Genomic DNA, 12,164 nt, shown 5'->3' with positions numbered 1-12,164 from the left:
CAAGATCAACTAGGGGAGTGGCGTTACGTACCCGACTCGATCGCCTTCTCCAGGAGGTCGGCGAGGTGGCGCATCTGCGAGATGAACGCCTGTGCCTCCTGGGGGCGCTGGCGGGCTTCGTCGACGAACCGCCGCATGCGCGCGGGTTCCTGAATCGCGAGAACCGCCGCGGTGGTCTTCTCCCACCGGTCGGCGGTCCGCGCCGGGGCCGGCTGCTGCTCGCCCTGAAGGTAAGCGCGAATCTGCGCGATGGCCTGTTCGGCGTCGAACGGGCCCGGCGGGATGACGGCCACAGCGCCCTTGAGGATCGCCGCAGTCATCCGGACTCCTTCGACGACCGCGACGCTTTCAGCGACGGTCTGGCCGACCAGCAAGGCGGCGTCCTGGCCGTGTTCGGAAGCCAGGGGGAGGAGTTCCCGAACCTGGGACTCGTTCGCCTTGATACCGGCCGTGGCGAGCTTCTCGGCCAGCGGCCACGCCTCAATCAGTCGGTCGGCGTGCCTTCGCCCCATCTCCCAGCGATCCTCGGTGTAGTCGTCGAAGGTGGCGTAATCCTCGCGGTAGAGGCGGCCATCCCGGACGACCTGTAGCGCCTTCCCTGCGGCCCAGTAGGCGACCCGGAGGTTCTCCAAAGCCGCCTCGCAGAGGGCGAGATGCTCGCGCTCGACCTCCGAGAGCGGGCCGTCGTCGGTGGTGGCCTCGTAGGGGGTAGGGAGGTGGCCAGGGCCCACGAACTCGGCCGCCGCCGGGGGAGTGGCCGGCGCGCCTTCTGGGCTCTCGTCCCATTTCGGGGAGAGGTCGGGCAGCTCCTCGCGCATGGCCAGGAGGGCATCAAAGCCCTTGCTGCTCTTGGTGTTCTTGCTCACGTGCAGGGCTCCCTTCGGCTCAACGGCGAGCGCCGGCGCGGCCGATGTTCAACAGCAGCTCGGTATGCACGGCGGCCAGGTCCTCGCGGAGTTTCGGGGCGTAGCGCTCGTTGTACCGGGTGATGGGTATCCCGGCCTTGAGGCTGTTCGGCCACGCGCGGTACTTGCGCACGAAGGACCTAAAGTGCGGGATGTTCTCGGCCTGGAGGGTCTCCCACGCCTCTATAACGTGCTGGGCGCCTACCTGTGGGTCGGCCTTGGTGACGACCGCGGCGTAGGGCACGCCCATCTCAGCCACGCGCTTGGCGGTGCGGATGGTGGGGAGCACGGACTCGAACTCGTGGTCGTAGGGGATCAGCACGAACGTGGCGTTCTTGACGATGCGAGCCAAGATCTTGTCCGCTTCGAGGCTGCCGGGGCAGTCGGCGAACACGGTGTCGATGTCCTGGAGGTTGCGGATTTCCTCAATGTGGTCAGGGTCGGTATCAAGGCGAACCTCGTACCCGGGGTCAGCGAGTACGTTCGTGACCTGGTGTGCGGTCCCTTGGGGGTCGGTGTCCCAGACGAGGGCCCGGCCGTTGGCCTTGGCCGTGTGGGCGGCCAAGCCGAGGGTGAGCATGGTCTTTCCGACCCCGCCCTTGCCGTTGATGATGGGGACGAGGTAGCTGCGAGCTGCGCGAGCGGCAGTTCTGAGCGCGCCGCTCTGGGCGGTGGCGTTCATGGGAGCTTCCGATCGTTTGTGATCTTGACGCCTGCTGCGATCAAGAGTGAGGATGCGGGCGGCACCAACCAAATTGATCTTGAGACCAATTGGTCTCAAGATCAACAATGGGTGATTCCGTCCTGTCAGTGGTGAGTGTCCCAGACCAGCAGCACGGCCGCTATGAACCGCCCTCGTGGCGCGCGGCACGTCGAGCCGAGAGGGTTTCTGCCGCTCAAGCCGTTGACTGCGCCAACGCACAGGGGCCCGGCACGCTCAGCGTGCCGGGCCCCTGTTTCGGGAGGACGGTTACTTGATCAGCGTGTTCATGATGGCGATGATGCCGACGCTCACCAGGGCGAACGCCAGGACGAACACGATGATGTTGAAGGCGGTGGGACGCATGGCGCTGTCAGCTCCACTCAGGGTTTGGTGATGGCGGCCGCGATGACGGCCCCGGCGATGATCAGTGCGATCACACCGAGTCCGTACGCCGTGCGGCGTAGCCGTACGGCGAAGGGCTCGGGCGAGCCCTCGGTCCATTCCAGGCGGCACCTCATACCGGTGCTCCCGCCGTGATGATCAGCGTTGCCGCGAAGATCCACGTGAGGTGCCAGGACTGATCGAGATGGAAGGAGCCCGTGCCTACGCTGGGGTTGTCGTCGTGCCCCTCGCGGGGCATGCCGAGGCGGTAATAGCCGGTCTTGCCGAGACGGTCGGCGAGCGCCGCCAGGGTGTATCGGCGGTCTGCCCAGTAGTGCGAGACCGCGTCCACCGTGAGGGCGAGCACAACGAGCCCGGGGGAGAGGGGTAGGTGGGTCACCATCGCGGCGAGCGTGAGCGTGAGCACCTTGGTTGCGGTCAGCGTGGCCACGTGCGCGAGGCAGTGAAGCTGCCCGGCCCGGCTTCGTTCGCCCTTGCCGCACGCCTGTGCGTGCGTCTGAACCCACTGGTCGCCGAGGTGGTGCCCGACGTAGAGGGCGATGAAGACGACGGCGAACACCACGGCGGCGGTCATCGGGCCCCCTGAAGAGTGACGGTGGCGCACTCGGCGCAGTTCTGCCGGTGCTCGGCGACGTCCTTCTGAGTGCCGTTCACCAGGATCACACCGGCGACGGCACAGCGTACGACGTTGGCGGCGAAGCTGGCCGCTACTTGCGTCCCGCGCTTCACTTGCCGTCCTTAGCCTCGTCGGTGTCCTGCGGCGGGGCCGAGGTCTGCAAGACCCCCGGCCGCGAGTAGAGGGGCTTGCCCTGGCCGGTGTTCGCGCCGGCGGGCCACTGCGAGCCTCGGTTTGCTGGCATGCTGGAACTCCTCGAAAGAGGGCCCCGGGGTGAACGTTCTTGGTCGGATGAGCACCTCGGGGCTTTTGTGTCGCCGGGGTGGAACCCCTTCTGCGACCTGATGCCTTCACGATTGCACGCCAAGTCTTGAAGTTCAAGAGTCTTGAAGTTATGATCTCGCTGTGATCTCATACAGGAGACGCAGTGATGAGGCGCTGAATTGCGCCGGCGTGAAGGAGATGGGGTGTCGTGCTTCACTTCGAGAGTCCGCAAGTCTTGATTCCCAAGACTCCCGAGCTTGGCTCGGGGGCTCTCGCACCTATGGAGAACTGCATGACGCCAGAAGGGCAGGGGTCCACCCTGCGGCCGAAGTACGTGCCGCTCGGCGGCGACGCCTGGACGCGCTTGGACGAGCTCGCCCGAGAACTACAGGACGCAAAGTCCCGCCGAGGCGGGGAACGGATCACCTCCAACACCCTGATCAGGGTGGGCGTGGCCGTCGTGCTTTCGTTCGGCGATTCCCTGACTGGCGACACAGAGGAGGAACTGAGAAGAGGGCTCCTGGAGCTCCTCGGCAGACCACAACCACCTGCCGAAACGTCGGCAGATTCCTAGCAGCACAAATCATCAAGCCCGGACGACGACGCCTCAATCTTGGCGGATCAGTCGCCGCCGCCCGGGGTGGACACCAGGAAGGCAGAACCTTCTGATGTTGAAGAAAATTCTAGGGCGACGGGGGAAAGCAGACAGCTACCCCGGTGGCCTCAATGGCCACGGCCTCGACTCGGCCCGGCTGTCGATCGGGCCTGACGGCGTCCACGAGACGCGCGTCTACCGCACGGGGTCGACCAACAAGGCCCCGGGCGAACGCCTCTCCGGGCGGCTGCTCGGCGTCGCCGGCGTCCTCATCTTCGGGGCCCTGGTCGGTGCGGGCTTCGTCGGCTACGAGGCACAGCGCCTGTTCGCGCTGCTGCACAACCACACCGACGCCACCCCCACCGCGGCCGACCAGGTACGCGCGGTCATCATCGCCGCCCTACCCGATGTCGGCTGGGTCGCCATGGCCCTGGTCGCCCTGGTCGCCGCGCTGCGCGGTCAGTCCAGCCTCCGGGCGCGCATCGGCGTGATGGTCTTCTTCGGCCTGAGCCTGGGCGCGCAGATCCTTTACGCGCCCCACACGATCGAGGGCATGCTCGTCGCGGTCATAGCCCCTGTGACCATGGCTTGGATGCTCGAAAGCTACATCGTGGAAGTCCGGCGCCGCGTCGCTGCTCAGCGTGGCCTCGACATCGACGAAACCCCCATTCTCTCGATGGTGCTCGCCCTCTTGGGTCGCCTGATCCGGCTGCCCTTCGGCCTGCCCCTCTGGCTTCTCCGGCTCTGCCTGGACCGCAAGGGCACATGGGCTGGTGCCCGGCAATGGGTGCTCGACGTCGCCCCGATCGCGCCCGGCCGGACGCTGGCCAGCATCCGCGCGGCCGAGGCCGAGGCGATCGCGAGCTCGGCGAAGCTCACCGCTGAGCAGGTGCGCGAGGCGGCCCGCGAACAGGTCGACGCTCTGCAGGAAGCCCACGCGAGCGAGCTGCGCAAGATCGCAGAGGCCCGCGCCGCCGAGGCGGCCGCCCGACTGCAGGAGAGCCAGCAGGAACGGGAGGAACACGCCCGGCTGATCAAGCAACTCCAGGCCGAAGCGCGAGCCTCGGTGGCTCGTACGGAAAGCGAGGCTCAGAGGACCATCGAGGGCTACGCCGGACGCCTCCAGGACACCGAGCACCAGCTCAGGGGCCTGTCTGAGCGCCTGCGGCGGGCCGAGGCCGACAGCGACCGCCTGCGCCAGGTCGAGACCCTCCTGAAGGAGCGCACGAGCGAGCTCGGCGCCGTGCGCGCGGAACTGAAGCTCGTCACCGACCAGGCAACCCCGCGCGTGCGCCTAGCCGCGCTCTACGAGCGGCTGCGGCTCAGCGGTGACCACCGCTACCGCGACCGCGGGGCGGTCCCGGAACTCGCCCGCTCCTGGTTCCTGGAGATCGGCGTTCAAAGCGAGGGCACGGCGCGCAAGTATCTCCACGAGTACCTTGATGAACTCGGGGTTCCTGGGGCATCGGTGCAGGAAGGGGCGTACACGTGAAGTACGGCACGATCAGCGGGGATCCGTTCCTGACGGCCGCGACCGCTGGCCCTGAGATCCCGATCAAGTTCATCGTCATCCTGGTTGCGATCCTCCTCGGCGGCCTGGCCCTGCGCCTGCTCTGGGACTTCCTTCGCCGGGGCCACGAGACGCCCCGCGCGGGCATGTGGCGGCGGCTGCGCATGCGCCGCCACCCCGGTGCCGGGTTCGCGGGCCGGTGGGAGCTGTACCGGCGCTACGGCCTCGGCCGCGCCCGGAAGATCGCCCGGCACGCCCGGCCATCGCTCGGCACCGCTGACCTGTACGGTCACGGCAAGTGGCGCAACTACGCGACCTTCCTCGGCTGGGCTCAGGGCTGGGTTCACCGCTGGCGCGTCTACGCGACCCATTCCGACATCCTGCTCGTCATCGCCGCACCGCAGAAGGGCAAGAGCGTGGCGGCCGCCGGGCGCATCATCGACGCGCCGGGCCCGGTCGTGGTGACCAGCATCCGGGGCGACCTGATCGCCAACACGGCAGGGCTGCGGCAGAGGGTGGGCAACCTGCATGTCTTCAACCCCGAGGGCGTGGGGGAGTGGGGGACCACCTTCCGGTGGAACCCCGTGGCCGGCTGCCAGGACCCGGACACGGCACTTCGCCGTGCGGGGCACATGGTGGAAGCGGTCGAGACGCGCGGCCTGTCGGATTCCAACTTCTGGGAGTCGCAAGCCGTGATGGTGCTCAGCTCCTACATGCACGCGGCGGGCCTGGTCGGCGGCAACCTTCGGCACGTCTGGAAGTGGATCACCGAGGATGACCCGACGCCGGTCGAGATCTGCACCCGGCACGTCCACGCAGCGCAGTTCGCGGCGAACGAGATCCGCGACTACCTCGCGCTGCACGACCGCACCCGCGACTCTGTCGAGCGGACGATTCGCCAGGTGCTCCGCTTCATGCTCTCGCCCGAGGTCGTCGAGACCCTGACGCCCGCCGGGGATGAGGAGTTCGTGATCGCAGACTTCCTGCGCTCGCGGGACACGCTGTACCTGGTGGCCTCGGCCGAGGCGGCGAGCCCTATCCCACCGCTGCTGTGCGCGCTGCTGGCGGAGATCAAGCACGAGGCGCTCATCGTCGGCTCGAACTCGGCGGCAAAGCGGCTCGACCCGCCGCTGACGATGGAGCTGGACGAGGTAGCCAACGTCACCCCGATCCCCGTGGCGGCCTGGGCGTCCTACGCGGCAGGCTCGGGTATCCGGATGTCGCTGTACTCCCAGAGCTGGGCACAGCTCGCTGGGCGCTGGGGCGACCGGGGCGCCGAGACGATCTGGCAGACCGCCACGGCCAAGGTCATCATGGGCGGCTCCAGTGAACCCGAGCTGCTGCAGCGCGTCGCCGCGCTGTGCGGCAAGGTCTACGTCACCATCCGCCAGCACCGCGAACGCGACGGGACGAAGACACCCGTTCAGGATTGGGTGGACGTGCTCAGCCCGAACGACGTCCGGCGGCTCCCCCCCGGCCGCGCCGTAGTGATCGTGGGCGAGGCGATGCCGACCATCGTCCGTCCCGAGGTCGTGTTCAAGCGCAAGGACTTCAAAGCCTGGGCCCGCTCCGGGGAAGCGATCAGGCTTCCCCGGACCACCGCGCGGCCGTTGGTCGCGCCGAACCCTGCCCTGCTCGCCGGGAACGGGCCAGTGCTCCACGCTGACGAGCTCGCCGCGCGGCGCCGGGCCGAGGTTCGTCGCGACCCTGCGACGCAACCCCTGCCGGTTCAGCGACCTCAGCAGGCGACCGGGACCGGGCCGTCCCCGGTGACCACGCCCACGCCTCCCACGACTCCGGCCGACACCCCGCCGCGGCAGCGCCGCCCGTGGGACCACGCCCCGAAGGACGAGACGTCCTCGTGAAGCTGACCGGGGCCCGGGCGCACCGCGCGCCCGGGCCCCTCGTACGTGCACGAATCGCACCGAACAGGAGATCACCCCATGACCACCGGCAAGGGGACCCCACGCGACGACCTCGTGACCATGCTCGCGGTCGACGTCGGAAAGCTCGGGGCGCGGGTGGACAACGTCTCAGCCAAGGTCAGCGACATCGAGCGCCAGGTCGGCGAGCTCGCGCCAGTCGCGGGCACAGTAAGCGAGCTCCGCGACCGGATCACTGCCATTGCCGACACCCTGACGCGCATGAACAACCGCAACAGCGGGGGAGAGCCGCAAAAGACCTGGTCATGGACGGGGATGAGCCCCGAAGAGCATGCCGAACGGCTCGACGAACTGCAGTCGTGGGTGGCCGAGGTCCTGGTCCCGCAGTACGGCGACTACCTGCGCGACCAGACGCTGAAACCGTGCTGGCCCCACCACCCCGCGGCGGTCAACGAGCTGGCCTGGCTCTACGTCGAGTGGTTCAACGCGTACTTGGCCGAGGAACGGCGCACTCGCGACGCGGCGGACTGGCATGACCGGTGGCTCCCTGGAGTGATCACCCGAATGAAGGTGGTCTTCCGAGGTTGCCCCCACGACCCCGGCGAGTAGCGCCAACAGCAAAGGGCCCGGACAAGAGTCCGGGCCCTTCCTCGTGTCCGAGGGGCTTACATGCGGTCCGCCGGCGGGAGACCTCGCTCGTCGACCGGGGCCACCGTGGTTCGCCCCAACAGCCATTGGATCGTCTGGTAAACCCCGTCGCCATACCCCCGGGCGTGACGGCGGCCTGGTCCAAGCTGGTGCCGTACGTCTTCAACGGGCGCGAGCTCGCCGACGAGGTCATCCCCGGTCGGCAGACCAGGGTGAGCATGCAGGCGCTCGCTCACGGGCGCCCCCTGGCGACGGCCCAGAACCCACTCGCAACAGGCGACAACGCCCGTGCACCAGTCGGTTTCCCACTCGATCGAGGCAACGCGAGGGCCTCGGCGCGCAAGGTCACGCACGGAGACGACCTGCTGGGAGGTTCGCACGATGCGACCTCGGCCGCCAACAAGGTGGCCCAACCCCCCCGGATGGGTTCCGGGCACAGGGATGGAGTCCTCTATCCCAAGAAGCCAAGCAAGGGCGTCAGCGACATCGCCGGCCGAGGGGGACGATGCCTCTTCCGCTGCTTCTAGTTCGTTCTGGATCTGAGCCCGTGTGGGCGGGCCTGCTGTAGGTCGGCGCGTGATCGGCGATTGTGAACCCGATCCCAGTACCCACAGAAACGCCTCAACCTGCCCTGTAGGCGCGTACTCGGGGTAGCGCATCTCCCAAGCCCTGATGGCGTCGAGAACGGCTGAGACGTGCTCAGGTGGCCGCGAGATCGCAGCGCCGTTGGGGTCGGTCATGGTCACCAAGGTAGGTCTTCTCCGCCGGGGGGTCACCGTTCCAGTACGTGATCGTGGTCGATCGATCGAGCCCGCTCGTCCTCACGGCGCCGCTGGGGCTCCTGCCGTACGGCCTCGGGTTCTTCGATCTCGCGCGGCGTGACGTCGCGCTCCTCACGCTCGGCCTGGTCGCGCTCTTGCTCGCGCTGCCGCTCCTCTTCCCGCTCGGCGGCCCGCTGTGCGGCCTTCGCAGCCTCTGCGGCCGCCGTGAGGTCCTCTGCCACCTGGCGACCGTTGATCTCGCCGATACCAAGGTCAAGCTCGGCCTGCTCGCCGCGGTCGGCCTGCTCACGGTCAGCTTCCTCACGGTCGGCCTGCTCACGGTCAGCTTCCTCGTGGTCAGCCTGCTCACGGATGCCTTCGAGCTCCAGTTCTAGCTGTCCGCGAACCTGCTCGACCCGCTCGACCTCGTCGGCCTCGATCTCCGTGCGCGCGGGCTCGTCGCCGTGGATCGCGGGCAACTCCGCCTCGGGGTGACGGCGGCGAAGCTCCTGGTCAGCTTGCAGCGCGTCGGCCCTGGCACGCTCCGTGGACGCGTACCAAAGGTCGCGAGCCTCGTCGATCGCCTCCAGGTCGGTCCGCCGCATGTCGAGCGCTTCCGCGAGTGCCTCGCGGGCCCGGGCCCTGGTCTCCAGCGCCTCACGCTGGGCCTGGTCGAGCTCCGCGTCGGCCTGCTCACGGGTCAGCGTCGCCTCAGCGCGAGCGCGGTCAGCGGCAATCGTCGTATCGCGCAGATCGTCGCCCACGTACGGCGGGGCCCACCGGACGGCCCGGGCGTACGCCTCGCGCTGGACCCACAGCTCCCCATCGGTACGGCTGGCGGCCTCGCGCTCGGTCTCCGGCCGACCGAGAGCGTCGAACGCACTCCACCAGGCGGCGCGGGCCTCAGGCGTGTCCGGCGCGTGCCCGATCGCGGTGGTCTCGTCGAGCCGGTCGTACTGCTCCCGGAAAGCCTCCACGCGGCCCGCCCGCCGGGTCCAGTCCTCGCGCTCCATCGGGTCGACGGGCACCGGCCCGAGGTGCTCGATGGCCCACTCCGGCGCACGCTCGGCCACCCGCTCGCCGATCTCGACCACGCGGGCATCCATCGCGGCCGCGAGCTCCTCGGCGAAACCGACGCGCTCAGCAGAACCTCGAGTTGGGGTCCGCTCGGCGAACGTGTCGGTCGACAACGGCGCGGGGGAGTCGGTGCCCAAAAGCTTCTTGATCCGGTGGTGCAACACCTTCGCGACGCTCTCGGCCGGACTGCCCGCGTCGTCGATCTCACGAGCGCCTACGGCCCGGCGGACAAGCTGACCAACATCGTGGCCGGCGAGCTCAGCCGCGCGAACCAGACGATGGAAGGTCCCTCGTGGGCCTTGCTCGCTGGCGTCGGCGTAGCGCGCGTACTGCTCAGCGGTTAGGGCCTCGGCCACCGTGGCGTCACACTCGCGGGCGCTGATGTCGCGGGTCACGTCGGTCCACATCACCCCCAGGTGCGCCAGGTGCGTTGACCGGAGGTGCTCGTCCCGGATGGTCTCCGTCGCGGTCAGCTCGGCCTCGTCCTCGACGATGGCCTCGGCGAGCACACTGAAGCGATCACGCTGGGGCTGCTGCGTCTCCGCTGCTTCCTCGGCCGCCTTGGCGCGCGCCTCGGCGACTTCGGCGCGGGCCTGTTCCGGAGTGGGCACGGGCGCCGCGTCGCGGGCTGCTGCTCGCGCCGCTTCCGCCAGCTCGGCCGCGGCCACGGCGCCAGCCTGAAGGTCGGCGGTGTTCACGTCGGTGACGGCGTAGGCGTAGTTACCCTCCACGCCCCGCGTCATCATGACGTAGAGCATGCTGCGGCCCACGCCGGGCGTGACCAAGCTGTGGCAGGTATCGACCGTGCGCCCCTGAGCTGCATGCACCGTGGACGCGTAAGCGAGCTCCGCGTGATCCTGTAGGTAGGCAGCCTTTACCAGGTACGGGGCGCTCCAGCGCTGTTCGCCAGTCACCGAATCGCGCCCAAGATCCCGGCGCACCATGGCGCCTGACGGGGTGATCTCATCGACGACTAGAACGTCCCGGTTGGTAACCCTCCGCCCCTCGGAGTCCTTGATCCGCTTAGTGTTCTGCCTTGCCATGATTCGGTCTCCGACACCGGCCACGGCCTTGTCAGAGAGCGGCAGACCGTCAGCGGAGACCTTGCCAAGGGCGACCAGCTCGGCGCGGGCTCGCGCGGCGAGCTCCTGCGCCTGCTCGACAGTCGGCGCCAGCAACAACGAGGACTTGCCCGACAGATGGTCGGCGAGCCACCGGCGGTACGCCTCTTCGGTCATCGCCTCGGCGTTGCCCTCCAGCAAGCGGCCGCGCTTGTCGTACTCGGCAAGGCTGCTGACCTCGCCCCGCCGCATCGCGAGCGACGCCTTACGCTCCCACTCGGCCGACATCCGCTGAACCTTGGTGAGCTGGAAAAAGCCGTGCTCACGGGCCATCATCGCCAGCGCTCCGGAGTCGCCCACGGCCGCGAGCTGCTCGGGGTCACCGGTCAGCAAAAGCTTGGCGCCGGCTGCCGCCGTCATGCGCTGAATCTCGGCGAGCTGGCCGGAGGTCACCATGCTCGCCTCGTCGACCACGACCAGGTCACCAGCGACCAGGCGCGTCCGCCCGGCGCGGGTCTCGGTGAGGAACTTCGCCACGTTCGCCGTGCTGTCGCACCCCTCACCCTTGAGCACCTCGGCGGCGGCCTGCGCCACAGCAACACCGATCACCTTGCCGCCGACCTGCTCGCGCCACGTCGCCGACAGTTCACCCATCGCGCGAGACTTGCCCGCACCGGCGGGACCCACCAGAACATCAACCCGGCGACCAGAGGTCAGCACGCCGTACACCGCGGCGGCCTGATCGTCACGAAGCCCGCCCGTCCACTGCGGCGCGGCCGCGCTCACGGGCTGTGCCGTACCGCCCTGGCCCTGCGCCGAACCCGGCGCGCCCTGCTCGCTCACCTTCGCCGCGTCGGCGCCGGGCGTGGCCGAACCGGCGCGGCCTCGCGCCGAACCCGCCCCGGACAGCAACCCCTCCAGGGTCACACTGTCGCCGCCCAACGCCGCGGCGGCCGCGTCCGCCTCCAGCCTCGGCGCGTCCGTCTGCGCCCCCGCACCGATCAACTCCTCCTCGGCGTCGAGCTGGGTCCGGGTGGTGTACAGCCCGCGCTCGTGCGGCTCCCAGATGCTCCGGCCGTCTTCACGCCGGTACTCAGCGGGAGCGCGAACGAGATCAGGGGCGTTGACCTGGTGAATCCCATATCCGGCGCCGGGGGCCAGGGCCTCGGCCGTCAGGTCCTCCAGCACGCCGCGCACCATGCGGGCGGGCAGACCGCCGAGGGTGTCGGGCAAGTGGCGGTTGATCGCGGCCGTGAGCTGATAGCGGGTCCACGTAGCCCCTGTGGCCTGCACTTCTGCCACCGCCGCCTTCAGCACCCGGCGGAACTCGTGGTCCGCAAGCTCGGCAACACTGCGGGCCTGCGACAGGTCGACCCGGCCCTGTACGGCCTCGGGGATGTCGGCCAGGGCCCCCAGCTCAGCGGCCCGACTCTGCGCCTCCCACCCCGCAAGACTCACCTCGCGCGGCGCGGCCTCCTTGCTCTTCCGCATCCTCGTCTTGCTGTCGAGCGTGGCGTACTGGGCCATGTTGAACAGCGCACGACGGCTCGGCGCGTGACCGTGCTTGGCCTCGTACTCGGCCGCCAGCGCCGCGACCTGGGACGTTACCGTGGCCCGGCGCGAGCTGTAGAGGTCGCGCTGCTCCTGGGAAATGCCGACGATCTCGCGGGCCTTACCGTCCGGGCGGGTCGCGAACTTCACCCCGAAGTCCCGCGTGAGCTGCTCTTCCATCACCCGCT

The 12,164-nt window shown here is 69.0% G+C and carries 9 protein-coding genes; 3 read left to right on the top strand and 6 right to left on the bottom strand.

Translation table 11 applies throughout. From position 1 onward, the window contains the following. Positions 1-23: 23 nt before the first annotated feature. The 5 genes from HT134_RS43880 to HT134_RS47445 form a co-directional block, all read right to left on the bottom strand. Positions 24-866, bottom strand: a complete 843-nt coding sequence (locus tag HT134_RS43880) for a hypothetical protein (protein WP_175606432.1) — start codon at positions 864-866, stop codon at positions 24-26. 19 nt (positions 867-885) lie between these two features. Then, positions 886-1,587 (bottom strand): ParA family protein, encoded by a 702-nt coding sequence (locus HT134_RS43875; RefSeq protein WP_175606431.1) that lies wholly within the window; start codon positions 1,585-1,587, stop codon positions 886-888. 401 nt (positions 1,588-1,988) lie between these two features. Beyond that, a complete protein-coding gene (locus HT134_RS43870) occupies positions 1,989-2,126 on the bottom strand; it encodes a hypothetical protein (RefSeq protein ID WP_175606430.1) in 138 nt (45 codons plus the stop codon). After that, positions 2,123-2,584 (bottom strand): DUF3307 domain-containing protein, encoded by a 462-nt coding sequence (locus HT134_RS43865; protein ID WP_175606429.1) that lies wholly within the window; start codon positions 2,582-2,584, stop codon positions 2,123-2,125. Before HT134_RS43865 ends, HT134_RS43870 begins: the two co-directional genes overlap by 4 nt. Before the next feature lie 151 nt (positions 2,585-2,735). Continuing rightward, entirely contained in the window at positions 2,736-2,870 is a 135-nt protein-coding gene (locus tag HT134_RS47445) for a hypothetical protein (RefSeq protein ID WP_281387921.1), read from the bottom strand. Between the two features lie 688 nt (positions 2,871-3,558). On the opposite strand from HT134_RS47445, the gene HT134_RS43860 reads away from it, so the two are divergent. The 3 genes from HT134_RS43860 (at position 3,559) to HT134_RS43850 (ending at position 7,487) form a co-directional block, all read left to right on the top strand. Next, positions 3,559-4,977, top strand: a complete 1,419-nt coding sequence (locus tag HT134_RS43860; RefSeq protein WP_175606428.1) for a DUF2637 domain-containing protein — start codon at positions 3,559-3,561, stop codon at positions 4,975-4,977. Then, a complete protein-coding gene (locus tag HT134_RS43855; protein WP_175606427.1) occupies positions 4,974-6,860 on the top strand; it encodes a type IV secretory system conjugative DNA transfer family protein in 1,887 nt (628 codons plus the stop codon). The genes HT134_RS43860 and HT134_RS43855 overlap by 4 nt, the downstream gene beginning before the upstream one ends. A 78-nt stretch (positions 6,861-6,938) precedes the next feature. Beyond that, a complete protein-coding gene (locus HT134_RS43850; protein WP_175606426.1) occupies positions 6,939-7,487 on the top strand; it encodes a hypothetical protein in 549 nt (182 codons plus the stop codon). An 811-nt stretch (positions 7,488-8,298) separates the two neighbouring features. Here the strand turns inward: HT134_RS43850 and HT134_RS43845 are convergent. Next, a complete protein-coding gene (locus HT134_RS43845) occupies positions 8,299-12,156 on the bottom strand; it encodes an AAA family ATPase (protein ID WP_246366602.1) in 3,858 nt (1,285 codons plus the stop codon). Positions 12,157-12,164: the final 8 nt, after the last annotated feature.

This window comes from Nonomuraea rhodomycinica (assembly GCF_013363995.1).
Lineage (GTDB): Bacteria > Actinomycetota > Actinomycetes > Streptosporangiales > Streptosporangiaceae > Nonomuraea > Nonomuraea rhodomycinica.
Note: the sequence above shows the minus strand (reverse complement) of the source record. Positions and strands in the feature narration are given on the sequence as shown.